The sequence below is a fragment of the Rhizobium sp. 05N49 genome (assembly GCF_056396805.1).
Window position 1 is genome coordinate 316137 of sequence record NZ_JBFTME010000003.1, and the last position, 19739, is coordinate 335875.

General features: G+C 59.3%; 14 protein-coding genes. 2 read left to right on the forward strand and 12 right to left on the reverse strand.

Features of this window, described 5'->3' with window-relative positions; genetic code table 11:
- Nucleotides 1-109 precede the first annotated feature (109 nt).
- The 4 genes from AC1DF8_RS08805 to AC1DF8_RS08820 form a co-directional block, all read right to left on the reverse strand.
- The gene (locus AC1DF8_RS08805) at nt 110-349 is read right to left on the reverse strand and encodes a hypothetical protein (protein ID WP_113204291.1); all 240 of its coding nucleotides are present in this window, start codon (nt 347-349) and stop codon (nt 110-112) included.
- A gap of 186 nt (nt 350-535) precedes the next feature.
- Nucleotides 536-1306, reverse strand: a complete 771-nt coding sequence (locus tag AC1DF8_RS08810) for a 2-keto-4-pentenoate hydratase (protein WP_478152973.1) — start codon at nt 1304-1306, stop codon at nt 536-538.
- A gap of 233 nt (nt 1307-1539) precedes the next feature.
- Complete coding sequence (locus AC1DF8_RS08815; protein WP_478152975.1) at nt 1540-2769, reverse strand: OpgC family protein; 1230 nt, start codon at nt 2767-2769, stop codon at nt 1540-1542.
- A gap of 81 nt (nt 2770-2850) precedes the next feature.
- Nucleotides 2851-11388, reverse strand: a complete 8538-nt coding sequence (locus tag AC1DF8_RS08820; RefSeq protein WP_478152977.1) for a glycoside hydrolase family 94 protein — start codon at nt 11386-11388, stop codon at nt 2851-2853.
- Nucleotides 11389-11605: 217 nt separating this feature from the next.
- Between AC1DF8_RS08820 and AC1DF8_RS08825 the strand changes: the two genes are divergently transcribed.
- Entirely contained in the window at nt 11606-11866 is a 261-nt protein-coding gene (locus AC1DF8_RS08825) for a hypothetical protein (protein WP_478152979.1), read from the forward strand.
- Nucleotides 11867-11944: 78 nt separating this feature from the next.
- On the opposite strand, the gene AC1DF8_RS08830 is transcribed toward AC1DF8_RS08825, so the two are convergent.
- From AC1DF8_RS08830 to AC1DF8_RS08865, 8 genes are all read right to left on the reverse strand, one after another.
- Nucleotides 11945-12109: a hypothetical protein gene (locus AC1DF8_RS08830; RefSeq protein WP_167669464.1), complete on the reverse strand. Its 165-nt coding sequence runs from the start codon at nt 12107-12109 to the stop codon at nt 11945-11947.
- A gap of 132 nt (nt 12110-12241) precedes the next feature.
- On the reverse strand, nt 12242-12430 hold the full coding sequence (locus tag AC1DF8_RS08835) for a hypothetical protein (protein WP_478152982.1): 189 nt from the start codon (nt 12428-12430) through the stop codon (nt 12242-12244).
- A 162-nt stretch (nt 12431-12592) separates the two neighbouring features.
- Complete coding sequence (locus AC1DF8_RS08840) at nt 12593-13342, reverse strand: ABC transporter ATP-binding protein (RefSeq protein WP_478152984.1); 750 nt, start codon at nt 13340-13342, stop codon at nt 12593-12595.
- A complete protein-coding gene (locus tag AC1DF8_RS08845; RefSeq protein ID WP_478152986.1) occupies nt 13339-14172 on the reverse strand; it encodes an ABC transporter ATP-binding protein in 834 nt (277 codons plus the stop codon). The genes AC1DF8_RS08840 and AC1DF8_RS08845 overlap by 4 nt, the downstream gene beginning before the upstream one ends.
- A complete protein-coding gene (gene nikC, locus AC1DF8_RS08850) occupies nt 14169-15104 on the reverse strand; it encodes a nickel transporter permease (RefSeq protein WP_478152988.1) in 936 nt (311 codons plus the stop codon). Before nikC ends, AC1DF8_RS08845 begins: the two co-directional genes overlap by 4 nt.
- Nucleotides 15101-16168 (reverse strand): ABC transporter permease, encoded by a 1068-nt coding sequence (locus AC1DF8_RS08855; RefSeq protein ID WP_478152989.1) that lies wholly within the window; start codon nt 16166-16168, stop codon nt 15101-15103. Before AC1DF8_RS08855 ends, nikC begins: the two co-directional genes overlap by 4 nt.
- 21 nt (nt 16169-16189) lie before the next feature.
- Complete coding sequence (locus tag AC1DF8_RS08860) at nt 16190-17830, reverse strand: ABC transporter substrate-binding protein (protein WP_478152990.1); 1641 nt, start codon at nt 17828-17830, stop codon at nt 16190-16192.
- A gap of 44 nt (nt 17831-17874) precedes the next feature.
- Nucleotides 17875-18933 (reverse strand): dipeptidase, encoded by a 1059-nt coding sequence (locus AC1DF8_RS08865; protein ID WP_112544864.1) that lies wholly within the window; start codon nt 18931-18933, stop codon nt 17875-17877.
- Nucleotides 18934-19144: 211 nt separating this feature from the next.
- Here AC1DF8_RS08865 and AC1DF8_RS08870 point away from each other — a divergent pair, with 211 nt between their 5' ends.
- Entirely contained in the window at nt 19145-19696 is a 552-nt protein-coding gene (locus tag AC1DF8_RS08870; RefSeq protein ID WP_112544865.1) for an NUDIX hydrolase, read from the forward strand.
- The last annotated feature ends 43 nt before the right edge of the window (nt 19697-19739 follow it).

Genomic DNA, 19739 nt, shown 5'->3' on the forward strand with positions numbered 1-19739 from the left:
GCCGGAAGGGCATCGCTCTTCCGGCTTTTTTGTTGGCTGGAATTCCACGTGAAACACTGACGTCAGGCCCACTCGTCATATGCGACGCCGATCGCAGTACCGAGCTGACCTAGGCTGCCTCTTCATAGACAAGATCGGGCGCGACGATCCATTCACCCTGCTTGAGAGACAGGACATCCAGTCTGCCGCTGCCGTCTCTCGCAGCGACGCCGACGAAGCGGTAGCGGCTGCCGTTCCTGTCTATAACCAGAGCGGAAATCGGTTTGCCGCGAAGATGGCCGACCACAGGGCCGTCAGTCTTGGCCGCGTCTATCAGGAAATATTCGTGTGGGACATTACGGCTGACCATCAGGACCGGCCCCCGCCCCGGATGATCGTGCTCGCGGTCGTCTTGGTTCCCGCGTGCAGCACGGCATCTACCCGTCCAGTCTCAGTCGAAGCGGGCTTGCGGACAAACTGTTTCGTCTTCTTGATCTCGACAACGAATGGCTTTCGCTGCGGCCTCATGATCTGTCCTTTCAGATTGAAGTGAGTGTCACCCGAAGATGCATTCGACCTGTCCAAGTGGCCCGAAATCGGCGGCCAGATGCTGGCCGGGCCAGACCTGGAGAATGGCGGTGCACGATCCCGTGGCGACAATATCGTTGGCTTGAAGCTGCCTGCCGTTTGCAGAGAGCCGATCTGCCAGCCAGGCAATCGCATTGAGCGGATTGCCCATGACTGAAGCTGCTGTCCCGGCAAAGACCGTCTGCTTGAATAGGAAAGTCGTAATCTCGATGGCAGCAAAGTCAGCGGGCGACAACGTTCCGGTATGATCACCACAGATGGTCGCGACATGCAGGCCGAAATCGGCGATCGCGGCGTTGTCTCCCACGAAGACACGCCGCGTCCGCCGCCCGAGGATGCCGATGGCCGGCCGGCAGTCGAGCACGGCGTCGGCAGCAGTATCGAGATTGATCGGTTCTCCGGCCTCCGGATAGGCCCGCAACATCTTGAAAACCAGTTCGCACTGGACACCGATTGTGCCGGTCGGAAGCCGGAATTCCTTGGTAGCGGCAAGCAGAGCGGAAGCGGGAATCTCGGAGTAGATCGGCCTCTCAAGGCCGAGGACGCGGCGCGATTCCTCGCTGGTGCCGACAAGCGCATAGCCCTTGCGCTCAAAGCCCAGCGCATCCTGCGCAATCGCCTGAATGTCGTAAGCTTCACGTTCGGAGGAGATCAGGTCAAGCGGAAGGTCGCAGAGCTCGTTGCGCCAACGGCTCTTGGCGAGAATGTCGGCGGTGGCGTCCTTGAGTTCGAAGTACATCGTCGTGCTCCCTATCATTGGCATTGCCTTTGGGAGCAAAGATGGATCGAGGCTCGTAGCCGTTCCATTCCTGATGAACAGCGAAAAAATCAAAATCTCATAGTGATCGCCGAGGGATCGTCATCACGGTTTCTATCGTAGCCTTGCACGCGTCTCGCGGCAGGCCCGTGGCCGTCTGCATCGAACCGGCAGCCTCTCGACTGCCGGCTTATTCAGACCCCAGGAAGCCTTGCCTATTTCCGTTTGTTGTGGCCGTAAGTATCCACGGTGCGGTTGACGTGGACCGGCACCGGGATGGCGCCGCCGGCGAGTGGCCGGGCCTTTTCCTGTTCGCGCTTGTATTCAAGATAATAGGCATAGGCGAACTGCGCTGCGATGCCGGCAAGCACGAAGATCGGGCCGATGATCTGGTCGCGATTGGTGATGTAGAGCAGCACTTGGCCGACCATTGCAAGGATGGTGCCGGCGACGAAGATGTTCAGCGAGTGGCGGCCGAGGATTGTCAGCGGGTGATCGGCCGGGCGACGGAAAGCCTGTGACACCGCTGGAATGTTGATCACCAGATAGGCCAGCGCCAGTATGTGCAGAAGACGTGGCAACGACAGAAATGTCTTGTCGAAACCGGTCAGCACTGCAGGCAGGCCAAGCGCGGCCAGATAGTTGCCGAGATCCCAGAGACGTGCCGTCACCCAGATGAAAGAGAGCACGACATAGCCCAGCGACAACGCGAAAAGCAGCGGATGGTGGGGAAGCGTGCCGCCGCGCTTTATATGCATCATCGAGACGATGCCGATCGTGAAAAGGAACTGCCAGGAGAAGGGATTGAGGAACCAGTCTCCCTCGAACAGCATGTTCTGCGGCGCGATCTGATAGATACCTGCAAGAAGCCAGACCGTTCCGGAAACGGCAAGCGCCAGCAACGTGCTTTTCTCGTTCAGAAGCAGGATCAGCGGCACCATCAGCATAAGCGCACCGTACATCGGCAGGATATTGTTGTAGCCGATCTGATGGCCGAGCAGGAGCAGCGCTGGAATGCCCTCCTTCAGGTTCATGAGCACCGCCAGAATGTTGATCTCGACCAACAGGCCCGGCCGGTGAAACAGCCAGGCGCCGCAGATGAAGAGCGCGAGCGTCACGAAAGTGGTGATCATATGGGCAAGATAAAGTGTGAACGCACGCTTTGCCGCCTTGATCGCCACCTCCAGGCGCTTACCCGCCTTGAAGCGCGAACCATAGGCAAGGCCGACTGCGATGCCGGAGATCAGCACGAAGGCTTCGGCGGCATCTGAAAAACCAAAATTCTTGGTCGTAATATATTCGAAAATTTGCCCGGGAACGTGATTGATGAAGATCGTTATGAGTGCAAGACCACGAATGACGTCGAGCCTCGTATCACGCTTGGACGCCGCTACTGACATGGAAGTTCGTTGGGCGCCAATGGCTTTGGTCGGCATACCTGCCATGGTGTCTCTCCTGTTATCCGTTTTGCAAACGCTACGCCGGCCAAAAGGGTTCCCCGTTTGGCCGCACGAATCGCCGGAAAATCAGCTTGGAGATTGCTGTTGCCCGACCGGATATCCCTCCTGGGGATTGGCGACTTCGCTGCCGTCTATCGACACACTGTAGCCGCCAGCATTGGACGCTTTTGAGACCGAAATGCGGTATTTGCTTCCGTCGCGTTCGATCTCTGCCGCAAACCCGTCCCAATTGGAAGGGAGCGACGGGTTCACAAAAAGTTGTCCACCCTTTAGCCGGATACCGAGGATACCTTCCACAGCCGCGCGGTAGAGCCATCCGGCCGAGCCGGTGTACCAGGTCCAGCCGCCGCGCCCGACATAGGGGGCATGTCCATAGACATCGGCCGCCACGACATATGGCTCGACGCGATAGCGTTCGGCGGCCGCCTTATTCAGCGAATGGGTGATCGGGTTGAGGATCTGGAAACAGCGCAAGGCATCGTCGCCCCGCTTCAATTCCGCCAGCGCCATGACCACCCAGGTCGAGGCATGCGTATACTGGCCACCATTCTCGCGAACGCCGGGCGGATAGGCCTTGATATAGCCTGGATCCTTCAGCGATCTTTCAAAAGGCGGTGTGAAAAGGCGAATGATCCGGGCATCTTCGTCAACCAGCCGATCGAGCAACGCATCCATCGCCTTGGCAGCCCGCCCTGGATCACCTTCACCTGAGAGCACGCTCCAGGATTGTGCGATCGAATCGATCTGGCATTCCAGGCTCTCCTTCGAGCCGAGCGGCGTACCGTCGTCGAAAGTGCCGCGACGATAATAGTCGCCGTCCCAGGCAACGGTTTCGAGCGCTTTTTTGAGGTCGACGAGATGCGCGTTCCAACGCTCGACACGGGTTTTGTCGCCCCGCTCCTCGGCATAAGGAATGAAGGAGCGCAGCGTGCCGGCAAGCAGCCAGCCGAGCCAGACGCTCGTACCCTTGCCGTCGATGCCGACACGGTTCATCCCATCGTTCCAGTCGCCGCCGAGGAAGAGCGGCAGGCCGTTCGTCCCCTTGCGGGCGATGGCAAGATCGAGCCCCAGAGCTGTATGCTCATATATGCTTGCCGTATCCTCGGATAGTTCAGGTTTGAAGAATGAGTCATGTTGGCCTTCCAGCAGCGCCGGACCTTCGAGGAAAGCGAGTTGTTCGTCGAGCACGCTCTTGTCGCCACTGACGCGGCAATAATGATCAACCGCATAGGCGAGCCAAACGACATCATCGGAGATAGTGGTGCGTACGCCAGCTCCAGTCCCCGGCAGCCACCAGTGCTGCACGTCGCCCTCGCGGAACTGTCGGGAGGCCGCATTGATAATCTGTCTTCGTGCAAGCTCAGGCTCCTGCAGCACGAAGGCCAGCGCATCCTGCAGTTGGTCACGAAAGCCGAAGGCTCCGCTTGCCTGGTAAAAGGCCGTGCGGGCCATGATGCGGCAGCCGAGACTCTGATAGGGCAGCCAGATGTTGATGAGCTTGTTCATGCCCTGATCCGGCGTCGAAATCTGCAGCTTGCCGGTGAATTCCTGCCAGAAATCCCGGTTTGCCTTCACCGCCTCATCGAACGAGGACTCTCTGATATTGGTAAGCAGGGTGCGAGCATCCTCTTCGGTGGAGGCATCACCCAGGAACAAAGTGATGTTGCGCTCCTCGCCGGCGCCGAGTTCGATATCGATCGCAAGGATCGCCGCCGGATCGCCGTCGAGGCTTACCGAGCCGGAAAGGGCGGTAGCTGTCGTCACGGCAACAGGCGCCTCAATCCTCCCGCTTCTGCCTATGAACTCGCGACGGCTTGCCGAGAAACTCGAAATCGTCTCGCTTGCGGCGAAGAAAGCGGTGCGACCCGAATAGTCGATGCTGTAGGGGTTCGTCGCAAACAGCGCCCCTGTCTCCTCGTCAAGTTTCGACAGGATGAAAGAAGCGGTCTTCTGCGGATTATTCCCAAGGATCCATTCGACATAGGCGTAGAGCCTGAGCTTGCGGCTTGCAGAACCGGCGTTGCGCAGGCGCAGGCGCTGCAGCTTCACCGGCTTTTCGCGATCTACGGTCTGCGTCACCTCGAGCGCGATCTCGTGCTGCGTGGTGGAGAAGGTGGAATAACCGAGACCATGACGCGCTTCGAAACGAATATCGTTACGACGGGAAAGGCCCGCAAATGGCGTCATAACCGCGCCACTTTCGAGATCCGTTAGGTAGAGAGCCTCGCCGGGACGGTTGATGACTGCGTCATTCGACCAGGGAGTGAGTTGGTAATCGCGCGAATTGACGCTCCAGGTGAAACCGGCACCTTCCGTCGATACATGGAAGCCGAACCGCTCGTTCGAGATGACATTGATCCAAGGCTGCGGCGTTACCTGTCCACCCGGCAGGCGCACGACATATTCATTGCTGTCGCGGGCAAAGCCGCCGATACCGTTCCAGAAGTCGAGATCGCCCTCGTCCTCGATGGCAACGGTCTTGACGGACGGAGCCGACAGTGGCGGTATGCGCTTGACCGGCGTTAGGGCACGCTCGGCTTTTTCCGCGATCTCCGGCATTTCCTTAAGGGGCACAGACAGGACGCGGGCACGGTTGATCTGGTCGACCACTTTGCCGTTCTTTGCATGTAGCGTCACGCGTGAGGCGGCGATCAGCGCCTCATAGGTACTGTCTTCCATCAAGTCCTTGCGGACCGCAAAAATATGCTGACGCAACCCGTCGGCCTGCCCGAGGCGCCGCACGTTCTCGCACATGGCGTCGAGAGCGTGCTGCATATCCTGCGCATAGGACGAGGCGCGCTCATTCATGATGACAAGATCGGCGGCCACCCCGCGCGAACGCAGATATTCCTGCGCCAGCAGCGCTTCGCGGGCGATTTCAAGATCCATGTCGTCATCGATGCGCAGCGTGAAGATCGGGAAATCGCCCGAAATTGCCAGCGGCCAGAGCGCCGACTGCGACTGCATGCCCGCACTGACGGCGCCGTAGTCGCCGCGAAGCTGCATGTCGGGATAGACGAGATGACGGCCGAGATGCTGGAATGCTACCGCTTGCTGCGAGCTGACACCGACATGGCGCATCTGCACCTGTGTGCGCGTCCAGGCCTGGATGAGCTCATGATTGAAGGCATCCGGGTGGCGGTAGCGTTCGACGGCCTTGTCCACCTCGGCACGATCAGGTGCTGCAATCGTCCAGAAGATCACGCTGATCTTCTTGCCGGCCGGCACGCGCACTGTCCGGCGCAACGACAGGACGGGATCCAGCGTGAAACCGTCAGTGCCGGAAAGGCGGACACCCGGATCAAAGGCAGCGGCATTCGAAAGGCTGCGGCCACGACCGATGAACGCCCGCCGCTCGGTTTCGAATTCGGTGTGACGGGTGTCGCCGGCGTTGTCGACGATAAGATGCGCGATACTCATGTTCGGTTCGTTCGGATCACGCTTGTTTCGCTCGGCGCGGATGACATCACCGCGCTTATCGATCTCCGTTCTGACGAACATGCGAGCGAAAGCCGGATGCGCGTTGTCCGTCTCGTCGGACGTGATGACCGGCTCCAGATAGGAGGTTACTTCGATGAAGCGATCTTCGGCACCCATGTTGAACAATGTCAGGCGGCGGGCCTCCGCATCATGCTCGGTGGCAACGATACATTCGACCTCACTCAGGAGCTCGCCAAGAACCTTTGTGAACACGGCCTTCTCGTCAGCAAATTCCACTCTGACCGCCTCACCTTCCACGCTCTTCGGCTCCGCTGTCGCCGACCACCATTCATTGGTCGCCGTATCGCGCAGGAAAATGAAATTACCCCAGCGGTCTTCGGTCGGATCTGGCTTCCAACGGGAAACGGATAGGCCGTTCCAACGGGCGTAACCCGCACCTGTTGCCGTCAACATCAGGGAATAATGACCGTTCGACAGGAAAACGAGCTCTCGTTCGCGCGAAGCCGGATCGTCGACTTTGCGGATCACGGGGCGCATCAGATCGTCCTGGATGCTGGCAGGCGTATTGGATTCATCCTTACCGCTCATGACCGGAATGTCGCGCGGTGCTTTTTCCTGCAGCAGCAGTTCAGCCGCTTCGATGACCGGATCAGAGTGGAAGAGTTCACGCAGGTGGCCGTTGAAGGCAACGTTGGCGACAGCCGCGATCGACATGCCGTGGTGGTGGGCATAGTAATTGTAGACGACCGCACACTTCTTGCCCTCGGGTACGCGGGTCGGCGTGAAGTCGACGGCGTCGTGAAAGCCAAACTTGCCGAGAGCGCCAAGCTTGCGAAGCCTTTGCAGGTTTTCGAGCGATGCTTCCGGATAGTACTGGCTGGCGAGCAGCGAAGCATAGGGTGCGATGACGGCATTGTGGCCGAGACCGCGCTTCAGGCCAAGCGTCGGCACGCCGAAGTTCGTGTACTGATAGTTGAGGTTGCGGTCGCGGGCATTAAAGGCCGCTTCCGAGATGCCCCACGGTGTGCCGAGCTTGCGGGCATGGTTCATCTGCTCGACAACGACGAGATTATTGGTCTGGTTGAGGATGCCTCCACCGCGCTCCTGCATGACGAGTGGCGGCATCAGATATTCGAACATCGAGCCGGACCAGGAGACCAGCGCGCCACGAGCACCAACCGGTACGACCTGGCGGCCGAGCTTGTACCAATGCTCCGTCGGCAGATCGCCCTTGGCGATACCGAAGAGCGAGGTAAGACGGCATTCCGAAGCCAGAAGATCATAGCATGCCGCATCGAGCTCGCCGCTTTCCACGCGGTAACCGATCGACAGAAGGCGACGCTCCGGACGAAACAGAAAGCCGAAATCCATCGAAAAGGCGAGATCGCGAGCCTTGTCGCGGAGCGCTACCAGGCGGGGCCGCAATGCATCGATATTGGAAAGGTCGAAGGTACTGTCGGCGATATGTGCCTCACAGACCTTGACCAGCGACACCGCCCAGGCCGTGACTTCTTCCGTCTGCTTCGCCTTCACTTCGTGATGCAGGTTGCCGGCGAGGTTCTGAATGTCGCGCGCCAGGACCGTAAGGTTGATCACACGGATGGAGGCAAATTCATGCTCGCGTTTGACGGCGGCAAGCGCATTCTGGAAGCCGGCTATGCGCTCTTCCAGACGGCGACGCAACGGCCGCACGGTCTTGCGATCATCAGGCAGGTCGGCCAGCACTTCACCGAGAATGCCGACGGTGTCACCCACACCGTCGAGATTGCCCTGGACATGCGCCGAAGGCGCTTCCGCCCAATCGCGGCACGCTGAGGAAATGGCAATCAGGTGACCGGCGAGATTGCCGCTGTCGACTGCAGAGACATAACGCGGTGCAAGCGCCTCAAGCGTATCGGTGTGATACCAGTTGAAAAGATGGCCACGGAACTTCTCCATGCGGTCGACCGTGGAGATGGTCTGCTCCAAGCGCTCGATCGTCTCATGGAAGGAGAACCATCCGAAATGGCGTCCCGAAATGACGGACAGCAGATAAACGCCGATATTTGTGGGCGAAGTGCGCGTCGCGACGATGACGTGGGGCGTTTCCTGCACGTTGTCGGGCGGCAGATAGTTCTGCTCCGCCGTCGTGAAAGTCTCGAAGTAGCGCCACGTGCGGCGCGCGATCTTGCGCAACTCGCTGGAAACCGCATCCGGCACGTCGAGCCGGTCTTCCGTCTCGGCCGACTGGCTCACATACCAGGCGACAGCCGGCGAACAGATCCAGAGCAGCGCGAACGGAATGCCGACAAGGAAAGAGTCACTGCCGGACAATGCGGCGAGGGCGACCGACAAAATCGCCAGAACCGGAGCGTGCCAAATCGCTCTGTAATAGGAGAGGATGGTGCCCTGCTTCCCGGCCCCGACACTGGCAGCGGTACGCCATTGCAAGAGTAGCTTGCGGCTGACGAAGAGGCGGTAGAGTGATCGGCCGATCGCATCCACCGTCATGCAGACGGTGTCGGCGATGAAGATGATGCGCAAAGCCACTTGAGCGTTGGCGGCAGCGATATCCGACCAGACAGTATAAAGATGGGCGCTGGCGACTGTATCGCTGCTGCGCGGCATGATGCCGCTGATGAGCGACAGGGTCGGGGCCACAAACAGGCAGAAGATCAAAAGGATCTGCCAGATCAATGCCCCGAAAGGCCCCATCAGATACCAGCCGAGCACTGATGCAAGAAACCAGGCGATCGGTGTCAGCGACCGACGCAGATTGTCGAACATTTTCCAGCGCCCAAGCGCGGTGACGCCGTATTTCGGATTGAAAAGGTAAGGCAGGAGCTGCCAATCGCCCCGCGCCCAGCGGTGCTGGCGCGAGGTCTCGACTTCGTAGCGTATGGGAAAGTCCTCGACGAGTTCGAGATCTGTGACGAGCGCGCAACGCGCCATCGAACCTTCGAGAAGATCATGGCTGAGCACCGAATTCTCTTCGATCCGCCCCTTCAGTGAACCCTCGAAGGCGTCGACGTGATAGAGGCCTTTTCCGGTGAACGTGCCTTCCCCGACAAGATCCTGATAGACATCCGAAACCGTAAATACATAGGGATCGAGGCCGCGATTGATCGAAAAGATGCGTTGAAAGACCGACGCATCCTTGCCTGTCGTCAGTGACGGCGTGACGCGCGGCTGCAGGATGCCATAGCCGCTTTCGACGCGTCCGCTTTCCGGGTCGATGACAGGGCGATTGATCGGGTGGTGGAGCTTGCCGACGAGTTTAGTGACGCTGTCACGCATCAGGCGCGTATCGGCATCGAGAGTCATGACATATTCGACATCAGCCGGGACGGTGTTGGCGCCCGGCAGATAGGTCGTATCGCGATCACCACGCAATAGCAGGTTCAGCTCGTGCAGCTTGCCGCGCTTGCGCTCCCAGCCCATCCATACGCCTTCGGAGGGATTATAGAGGCGGCGGCGGTGCAGCAGATAAAAGCGCGTCTTGCCGTCATGGGCATAACGGGCCGAGAGATTGGCGACTTCTCGACGCGCATATTCCAGCACTTCAAGATCGGCCGAAGTTTCCTCAACCTCGCTATCCGGCCAGTCGCTCAGCAGCGCAAAATAGATCTCACCCCGCGGATTGGCGAAATAGTGGACCTCGAGATTGCGTACCATCTCGTCGACACTATCGCGATTGGAAATCAAGCACGGCACGACGAGGAGCGTGCGTGCATCATCGGGAATGCCGTGCTTGAATTCATAGCCGACAAGCCGCGCCGGCGTGACGAAGAAAGAGAGGACCGTATTGAACAGGCCGCTCGCTCCATCGGAAGCGGGCAGCGAGAAGAGGATCAGCAGCAAGGCGATTTCAATCGGCCCCATGCCGGCACTGACCATGAAGCTTCCAATGACGGTCATGGCGGCGATGGTGACGAGCACGATCGGAACGGCGATAGCCATCCAGTTGAACTTTCGCACCGAGCGGGCGAGACGTTGCGACAGCGTTGGACGATAGTTTGCGCGCGCCTCGAGCTTCAGGCGTTGAGTGCCTGCTATGAACTCGCCGACATTTGGCTGCTGCAGTGGTCGCTCATCGGAAAGCCTCGATTCCGCGACCATGTCCACGGCAAGCTTGGCGATTTCCACTTCGCTCAGCGGCGAGTGCATGGCAAGCTTCTCGATCTGTTTGCGATAAGTATTGCGCGAGCCGGAATCGAGATCGCCATAATCCGAATGATCCCAGAGCAGCCTGTCGACATGACTGACCTGCTCGACCCAGACGGACCAGTCCGCATCGTTTATCTCCCGCAGACTGCGGATGATGTTACCCATCATGACATTGCCGGAAGAAAGCCGGCTGTGTTCCGCCATCAGCGTTTCTTCGCTGTCACGACCAAGTTTTTCGAGCCGCTCATCGAGCCAGGAAAGGGCGAGGCTCGAAGTCCGCGAGCCATCACGCATGCGATAGAGAAACTGCGTCGAAAACGTATTGTCCTCGGCAAACTCTTCGAGCGTCTTCAGATAGGCAGCGGCCTTTGCCGTGTCGGCAAGGCGCACCAGCTCGTCCGCGGCCTCATTGGCACGGCGGCGCAGGCGGCGGCTACGCTCGACGCGGCTCGAAATACGCCGGAGATTTTCGACGAGCACGAAGCGTACCAGCGTCGGCAAAGCCCAAAGCTCGCCGATCTTCAGCGTCTCATGCTGCTGGAAGCCTTCGACCAGCGCCGTCAGGCTTTCCTCTGAGACAGTGCTGTGGGTATGGGCGACATAGAGCCAGGCGAGGACAAGCGTGCGTGGAATCCCGACACCGTCGACCTTCATCAACGGCAGTTCGCGATAGAAGCGGCGCGGGAAATCGCGGCGGACCTCGTGAATGGCCTCTTCGATGATATAATGGTTGTCGAGCAGCCATTCGGCCGCTGGCGTAATCGTCTCCCCGGCTTCGACATCGGTTGCGGTCGTGCGGTAGACGCGCAGGATTTCCTTCTCGTTCTCCCTGTTGCGCGCGAAGAAGTCGAAACGTGCGAAGGCAGGCAGCGCGCTGACGGCATTGCGGGCTACATCTTCGCCCAGCACCCTGATGTCTTCGTTGGACAGATAGGTCGAGCGGATCGAGTCGCCTTGGTCGATCTGCTTCTTGTCGGACTCGCGCGACACGCTTGGAGACGGGCTGGAAATGTTCATGGGTTCGGTTCTGGATCCAAACAACTCTGCGATTTTGGCTAGGTCTGCACTGCTTGCGATGACTGTCGCATGAACGGGTCAGTCATCTTCGACGGCCGGCAAAAGCAGGATCATCAGACGGTTCGCACAGTTTTCGGCGATAAATCGTCCGGCTCCATGGCATGACTTTGCGGATGGTCATGGCTATCCGACGCCCCTGCGAAGCCACTGGGGAAACTTGGACACGATCGAAATAAATCAAGGCAATGACCATCTCGCGCTTTCCGCCGTCGGCATGAAAAAGGCGCATGGACATATCCATGCGCCTGCGCGGCGTTCCCGGCACGATCCGCGCCCCACGCCTACTTTCGGCAATGGGCTAGACTGCGTGGAACAGGTAAAGAAGGATGATGATGGGGATCGGTATACCGAGCAACCACAGCAGGATGCCTTTCATGACCATTCTCCTATGAACACCGAAGTGTCAGGAGAATGCTGATGCATCCTAATTGTTCCGGACGGACATATGCTCGATCAGACGAGCACCATCAGAGTGGCGCTCGAGGACGTGCCGGCATCAGCCGACGACGCCGCAAACCATGGCGACGACGAAAAGGAAAGCCGCCGTGAAAAGTGTTGCATGGATCGCGGTCTGGATTCTGTGCCGCGTGGTGACCGGCTTCTTCGCCGGTACGGATCCGTACTGGTTCACGTGAGTATGCGAAATACCCAGATTTGCCATGTGTCGCCTCCGTCTGTTTGTTTTGCGGCCGAATTGCTGGCTCGCATTTATATTCTTATATTCCCTATAAGGTAGGTAGAGATAAAATTCCGTCCAGAGCAGACGGAAGAGAAAATCCACCCAGGCGTCAGCTCAGCAGAGCGTGCGCCATGCCCAGATCCAGGAGCGCTCAACGGCGCCATCGCTCTGGGGTGCATTGGGGGATGCTTCGATCAACCGGCGATCCTTTTCCGCCGGTATGGTCACGGAGGAGGTATCCCTCCGCTCGGCCTTAACCGGAGGATCGAGGTAACCCATGGTCATCCCACCGAGAAAGAACATGCCTCAACCTCCATCGATCACGAAAGCTAACGGTCGTTAACGGGATCATGACAGAACCAAGGCAGCTGTCAATAGTCTAGTCGAATGGTCGTGTTTTAGGAAAACATTATCCTTAACGCCGATGCCGTGCGAGGTTTTTCAAAGGCTTGAAAACATTGGCTTTCAAGCCTTCACGAAACCCTTGCTCGCGATCATCAAATTTCGCGTGTACTCCTCGTGAACGCTCCCGGCGGCAAGTTCGGCCGATGTCAGCCGTTCAACAACAGCGCCACCGCGCATCACGGCAAGCCTCTCGCACATGTGGGCGATGACCCCGAGATCGTGGCTGACCATGACGAAGGTCAGTTTCCTGTCACGGCGGATCTGTTCCAGAAGGTTGAGGACTTCGGCTTGGACGGAGGCGTCGAGCGCCGACGTCGGCTCATCGAGCAGCAGGATCGACGGCTCGACGATCAGGGCGCGGGCGATCGCCACGCGCTGCCGCTGGCCTCCGGAAAGCTGATGTGGGTAGCGGAAGCGAAAACCGTTGCCGAGCCCGACCTCGTCGAGCGCCCTGGCAATGCGCTTCTCGCCGTCGCCGATACCGTGGATGGCGAGCGGCTCCAGAAGCAGCCGGTCGACCGTCTGGCGGGGATGCAGCGAGCCATAGGGATCCTGAAAGACCATCTGGACGCCTCGGTAGAAGCTTCTGCTTCGCTTCGAGCCTTTAAGCACCTCGCCATGGATGTGGATCGTTCCCTCGCTGACCGGCGCAAGCCCGGCGACCGCGCGCAGCAGCGTCGACTTGCCCGAGCCGGACTCACCGACGAGGCCAAAGGATTCGCCGCTCTCGATGGAAACGCTCACGTCTTTCAACGCATGGAAATGGTCATAGACGACACCGAGATGGTCTGCAGACAGCGCTGTACTCATGCTGCCCACTCCGGCTTACGGTCAAGGACCGGCAGCGGATGCCGATCTTCACCGATCTGCGGCATGCAGTTCAACAAGCCCTGCGTATAGGGATGCTTCGCATTGCGAAGCTCAGATGCGGCTATCTCTTCGACAATGCGGCCAGCATACATAACGATGACGCGGTCGCAGAAGGAGGAAACGAGCCTCAGGTCGTGAGAGACGAAAATCAATCCCATGCCACGCTCGGACACCAGCCGGTCCATGATCCTCAGCACATCGAGCTGGACTGTTACGTCGAGGGCCGAGGTAGGCTCGTCGGCGATCAGGAGTTCCGGCCCGGCGATCAGCATCATCGCGATCATTGCACGCTGACCCATGCCACCCGAAACTTCGTGGGGATACAGATCAAAGACGCGATGGGGATCGCGGATCTGCACCGCTTCCAGCATGTCGACCGCACGGTGTCGCGCCTCGCCTCTGCCGATCCTCTCATGCGTGCGCAGCGTTTCGCAAATCTGCTTGCCGATGGTCATGACCGGATCGAGCGAATATTTCGGATCCTGCAGGATCATCGCGATACGTTTGCCGCGCAGCTTGCGCCGTTCGGCCGCCGATGCCTTCAGCAGATCGATGCCGCTGAAATCCAGTGTGTCGGCGGTGACGACACCGTGCTTCGGCGTCAGGCCCATGATGGCGCGGCCGGTCTGCGACTTGCCGGAGCCGGATTCGCCGACGATGCCCAGCCGCTCCTTGCCGAGCGTGAAGGAGACACCACGCACGGCCTCGATGACGCCGGTCCGGGTCGGGTAGCTGACGCGCAGGTTTTTCACGGTTAGAAGCGAACTCATTGACCAGCCTCCTTCGGATCGAGCGCATCGCGCAGGCCGTCACCCAGGAGATTGAAGCCGAGGCTGACGACGAGGATGGCGATGCCGGGCATGGCCGCGACCCACCATTGGTCGAGGATGAAGCGGCGGCCGGAAGCAATCATCGCGCCCCATTCCGGCAGCGGCGGCTGAGCGCCAAGACCGAGGAAACCAAGGCCGGCGGCCGTCAGGATGATGCCGGCCATGTCGAGCGTCACGCGCACGATCAACGAGGAAATGCAGAGCGGCATGATGTGCCGCACAATGATGCGCAGGGGCGAGGCGCCCATGAGCTTGACCGCCGAAATATAGTCGGACCGCCGCACGGTCAGGGTCTCGGCGCGGGCGATACGCGCATAAGGGGGCCAGGAGGTGATGGCGATCGCAATGATGGCGTTCTGGATGCCAGGCCCGAGGGCCGCGACGAAGGCGAGCGCCAGCACGAGCTTCGGAAAGGCAAGGAAGATATCGGTGATGCGCATCAGCGTCGCATCCACCCATCCGCCCGCATAACCCGATACCGTACCGACGATGAGTCCGATCGGCGCGGAAATGATGGCGACCAGCACGACGACGAGGAGCGTCAGCCTGGAGCCGTAGACGACGCGCGAAAAGATATCGCGACCCTGGTCGTCGGTGCCGAGCAGATAACCGGCGCTGCCGGGCGGCAGCAGGCGGGCATTTTTCAAGTCCCCCATGACCGGATTATGCGTGGCGATGACATCGGCAAAAGCAGCGACAAGCAGCAGCGCCAAAATGATGAGCAGACCGACGACGGCGAGCCTGTTGGCGGTGAACTGCCGCCAGGTAACATAGGCGCGGCCGAGCCGGGCCTGCGTGCGCGACTGCGGTCGATCCGACAGTAGCCACTCACGGCGGCTGATCGGCGTGGAAGGCGTGGTCGGAACCGTCATCGGTTTCGCGTCCTCGGGTCGAGTATCCGATAGAGAAGATCGGAAATGAGATTGATGCCGACAAAAACCGTGCCGATGACGATCGTGCCGCCGAGCACGGCGTTCATATCTGCGCTTTGCAACGAGTTGGTGATGTAGAAGCCGATCCCGGGCCAGGAAAAGACCGTCTCCGTCAGCACCGAGCCCTCAAGCAGGCCTGCATAGGAAAGCGCAATCACCGTCACGAGTGGCACCGCCGCATTCCTCAATGCATGGCCCCAGATCACCCGCGTTTCCGAAAGTCCCTTCGCGCGGGCCGCCACCACATATTCCTGCGACAGCTCGTTCAGCATGAAGCTGCGGGTCATACGGCTGATATAGGCGAGCGAGAAATAACCGAGCAGCGAGGCCGGCAGGATGATGTGACGGAAGACGTCGTAGAAGACATCCCATTGGCCCTGCCAGGCGCTGTCGAGAAGGTAGAAGCCGGTAACCGGGGTGAAGCTGTATTCGTAGACGATGTCGATGCGACCAGGGAACGCCACCCAGCGCAGCTGCGCATAAAAGACGACGAGCGAGATCAGCGCCAGCCAGAAGATCGGCACCGAATATCCGACAAGCCCGATGACGCGCACGATCTGATCGACAATGCTGCCGCGGCGCACGGCAGCGAGTACGCCAAGCGGGACACCGATGACCGAACCGATGATCGTGCCGACGGTCGCAAGCTCCAGCGTAGCGGGGAAAACGCGGCGGATATCGACCATGACCGGATTGGTGGTCAGGACGGAATTGCCGAAATCCCCGGAGAGAATGCCTTTCAGATAGACGTAGAACTGCTCGTAAAGCGGCAGGTCAAATCCCATCTCGCGGCGAACGCGCTCCACGACATGGGTCGGCGCGCGATCGCCGAGTATGGCGAGCACGGGATCGATCGGCACGACGCGGCCGATGAAGAAGGTGACGGCCAGAAGGCCGAGATAGGTGGTGACTGCGGCGAAGAGGAAACGCCCCAACGCCTTTGCGAAGGAGAGTGCACGGCCCTTGCGGGGCCGCGCCTCCTGTCTTGTTTCGACAATACTCACTGGATCAGCCTGACCGGCTCATCACTTCGAGATCGGGCCTACATAGTTGGTATCGAAGCTTGGACCCAACTTGAAGTCCTTAAGGCTCTTGCGATAGCCGGCCACTTCGATCTGCTGGAAGATGATGACGAAGGGGCTGTTGGCGAGAAACTTCTTCTGCACGTCCTCGTACATGCCGGCGCGTTTGGCGGCGTCACGTTCGAGCAGGGCAGCCTTGGTTTCCTTGTCAAGCTCGGGCGCTTCCCAGGTATTGCGCCATGCAAGGGTCTTCACCGTGCCCGCGTCGGAATTGTCCGGATTGGAGGTGAAGGTATCGGCGTTGGAGTTCGGGTCGAAATAGTCCGAGCCCCACTGGCCGATATACATGTCGTGCGTGCGGGCGCGGTACTTCGTCAGCGTCTGCTTGCCGTCGCCGGGGATGATCTCCATCTTCACGCCGGCCTGGGCGAGCGTCTGCTGCATGGATTCGGCAATACCGGTGACCGGCTGCGTGTTGCGCACGTCCATGGTGACCGAGATACCGTCCGGCAGGCCGGCCTTGGCAAGCAACTCCTTCGCCTTGGCAACGTCGAGCTTGTAAGGGTTCTCGTTCAATGCGCCAAGTTGGCCGGTCGGCAGGAAGGTCTGGTGGATTTCGCCGATGCCCTTGATGAGGGTCGCACCGATCGCGTCATAGTCGACGAGATACTTGAAGGCTTCCTGGACCTCAGGCTTCTTCAGGTTCTCGTTCTTGCTGTTGAGGCTGACGTAATAGACGGTGCTCTTCGGCGCATTGGTCGTCGCCAGATCTGCGTTCTTGGCAACAGCGTCGAGATCATTGGGCTCGAGGTTGCGGGCGATATCGATATCACCGGCCTCGAGCGCCAGCCGCTGAGCCGAGCTTTCCTTCATGTAGCGATAGATGACGCGGTTAAGCTTTGCCTTCTCGCCGTAATAATTGTCGTTGCGCTCCATGACGACAACTTCGTTGGCGCGCCACTCACGCAGTTTGTAAGCGCCGGAACCGGCATAATTCGTCTTCAGCCAGTCATTGCCGAAATCGTTGTCGTACTTGTGATCGGCATCGACCGTGACCGGTTTCACATGGTCCACCACCAGCTTCTTGTCGACGACCGAAGCAACCGTTGCCGTCAGGCAGTTCAGCACGAAGCTCGGCGCATAGGCCTTGTCGACAGTGAAGGTGAAGGTGGTCGGGTCGACAGCCTTGGCCTTCTCGGCGACGTTGTCGCCAGTCAAGCCGAACTGCGTGAGAATGAAGGCCGGGCTCTTGTCGAGCTTCACGGCGCGCTCGAAGGACCAGGCAACGTCTTCGGCGGTGATCGGATTGCCGGACGCAAACTTCAGATCCGGCTTCAGTTTGAAGGTGTAGGTCAGGCCGTCATCGGAAACCGTCCAGCTGTCGGCGAGGTCACCCTTGATCTTCGAGGTGTCGTTCATGTCGAGACGAACAAGCAGGCTGTAGGTGTTGCTGGTAACCTCGGCCGTCGAAAGCTCGAAAGCCTCGCCCGGATCCATCGAGATGATGTCGTCGATGGCGAAACCTTCGACGAGCGTGTCCTTCGGCGTCTCTGCGAAGGCAGCAGGCGCTGCTACCATCAGGAGCGAAAGGGCCGCCCCTGCGGAAAGAAGGCGGAAGCTACGGTTCAGTTTGGTAATCATCATGGTTTGTTCCCCTGTTTTGATTGATTACTAAGTATTATTTGGTCTCAGGCGTCCTCTTCCCTCCACGCCGAAGCCAGAATGCGAAGCCAGTTTTCGCTGGCCATTTTGGTCAAGTCCTCCGCACCATAGCCAGCTTGCCGGAGAGCGGCAATCAGCCTCTGGTTGCCCGAGGCATCACCGATTTCTTCCGGAATGGTAGCACCGTCAAAGTCCGAACCGAGCGCCACGCAATCGATTCCGACCCGGTTCACGAGGTAATCGATATGGCGGATCATGTCGGAAAGCGGCGTATCGGCATCGGAGCGGCCATCCGGACGAAGCATTGCCGTCGCATAGTTCACACCGACAAGACCGCGACGCTCACGGATCGCGTCGAGCTGCCTGTCGGTGAGGTTGCGGGCGACCGGTGTCAGAGCATGGGCGTTGGAATGGCTGGCGACGAGCGGCTGGTCGCTCGTCTCCGCCACATCCCAGAAACCCTTCTCGGTGATATGGGCAAGATCGATCATGATGCCGAGGCGGTTGCACTCGCGCACCAGCGCGAAGCCGGCTTCCGTCAAACCCGGCGCCGTATCCGGCGAGCTCGGGAAGGCAAAGGGCACGCCATGCCCGAAGATATTGTGCCGGCTCCACACCGGGCCGAGCGAACGCAACCCGGCAGCATAAAAAACATCCAGAGCAGCGAGATCGGCGCCAATTGCTTCACAGCCCTCGATATGCAGGACAGCAGCAAAAACGCCTGATGCCATCGCCTTGCGGATATCTTTCACCGTTCGGCAGAGCCGCCAGGCGCCGGCACGGTCGAGCCTGAGCGCAATCGCCGCCATCTCCGTGGCGATAGCAAGCGAGGGCAGCGGGTCGAGGGGAGCAGCAAGCGGCGTCGCATAGTGGCCGTTCACATCAGGATCGGCAAACACGAGATCGCCCGATGGAACGTAAATGGCACAAAGGCCACCCGCCAGACCGCCAGCCTTAGACCTGATGGCATCTATATGGCCTGCCGTCGTACCATTTGCGAATTCCGCGACCGGATCGCTTCCGTCTTTCGCATGGGACCAGAGTCGAAGGAGAACGTCGTTATGACCGTCGAATACGAGTTGCATCTGCTTTCCTGCACTGCCCGAACGGGCGGACCGAAGCGGCAACAATAGAAAAGCTGACAGAAAGCGCCACCTCTTTTTTTACAAATGCGCAATGTGGAAACCATGCATTTTTGCGATGCAAACCGGCGGCGCCGCAGATACCTTGCATGCTGCGGTCCGCAGCCTCAATCAGCGCAGACAGTCTTTTCTGCCAATGATCTGAAAGAACTCCATGAGTGAGGAAATTTTCCACGCGCTTACTCGACGACACCCGAATGCCAGGCTGACGGCGACCGATCAGCCCCTACCGGAAGCTGATTTTGAGGCACAGAAACACAAGCACTTTTCCCGACGGGCGCGGGGCGGAGCGATCGGCATCATCCACAATGCCAGCGGTCAAATCGTCCTCGCGAAGAGAAGCGGCATGCACGCGGGCTGGTCCCTGCCGGGTGGAACGGTCGAAGAAGGCGAGGATTTTTCGGTCGCATTTCGCCGCGAGATATCAGAGGAGATTGGCGTTTCCCTGGATCGCGTGGATCTGATCGAACTCGAGCGAAAAAAGTTTATTTCACCGAAAGGCGAAACCTTCGACTTCCTGCTTGCGGTCTTCGAAGCGCGCATAGGTGAGAGACAATTGCCCGGACCGACAGATGACGCTCTCGCCGAGGGATTGGAAATCGATCTCTTCTATCCGGCCGATATCCCTCCCGAGATGATTTTGGGGGATCGCCAGAAACTCGTGCACCATCTGAAGATATCCGGAGCCCTGGATCCTTCGTTGTGACCACAGCCGTTCTCCATAAACAGTGAAGGGGGCCGAAGCCCCC

Coding starts and splice junctions, on each gene's coding strand:
- AC1DF8_RS08805 (WP_113204291.1), bottom strand. CDS start 349: ATGGTCAGCCGTAATGTCCCACACGAATATTTCCTGATAGACGCGGCC.
- AC1DF8_RS08810 (WP_478152973.1), bottom strand. CDS start 1,306: ATGTACTTCGAACTCAAGGACGCCACCGCCGACATTCTCGCCAAGAGC.
- AC1DF8_RS08815 (WP_478152975.1), bottom strand. CDS start 2,769: ATGGCAGGTATGCCGACCAAAGCCATTGGCGCCCAACGAACTTCCATG.
- AC1DF8_RS08820 (WP_478152977.1), bottom strand. CDS start 11,388: ATGAACATTTCCAGCCCGTCTCCAAGCGTGTCGCGCGAGTCCGACAAG.
- AC1DF8_RS08830 (WP_167669464.1), bottom strand. CDS start 12,109: ATGGCAAATCTGGGTATTTCGCATACTCACGTGAACCAGTACGGATCC.
- AC1DF8_RS08835 (WP_478152982.1), bottom strand. CDS start 12,430: ATGTTCTTTCTCGGTGGGATGACCATGGGTTACCTCGATCCTCCGGTT.
- AC1DF8_RS08840 (WP_478152984.1), bottom strand. CDS start 13,342: ATGAGTACAGCGCTGTCTGCAGACCATCTCGGTGTCGTCTATGACCAT.
- AC1DF8_RS08845 (WP_478152986.1), bottom strand. CDS start 14,172: ATGAGTTCGCTTCTAACCGTGAAAAACCTGCGCGTCAGCTACCCGACC.
- nikC (WP_478152988.1), bottom strand. CDS start 15,104: ATGACGGTTCCGACCACGCCTTCCACGCCGATCAGCCGCCGTGAGTGG.
- AC1DF8_RS08860 (WP_478152990.1), bottom strand. CDS start 17,830: ATGATGATTACCAAACTGAACCGTAGCTTCCGCCTTCTTTCCGCAGGG.
- AC1DF8_RS08865 (WP_112544864.1), bottom strand. CDS start 18,933: ATGCAACTCGTATTCGACGGTCATAACGACGTTCTCCTTCGACTCTGG.
- AC1DF8_RS08870 (WP_112544865.1), top strand. CDS start 19,145: ATGAGTGAGGAAATTTTCCACGCGCTTACTCGACGACACCCGAATGCC.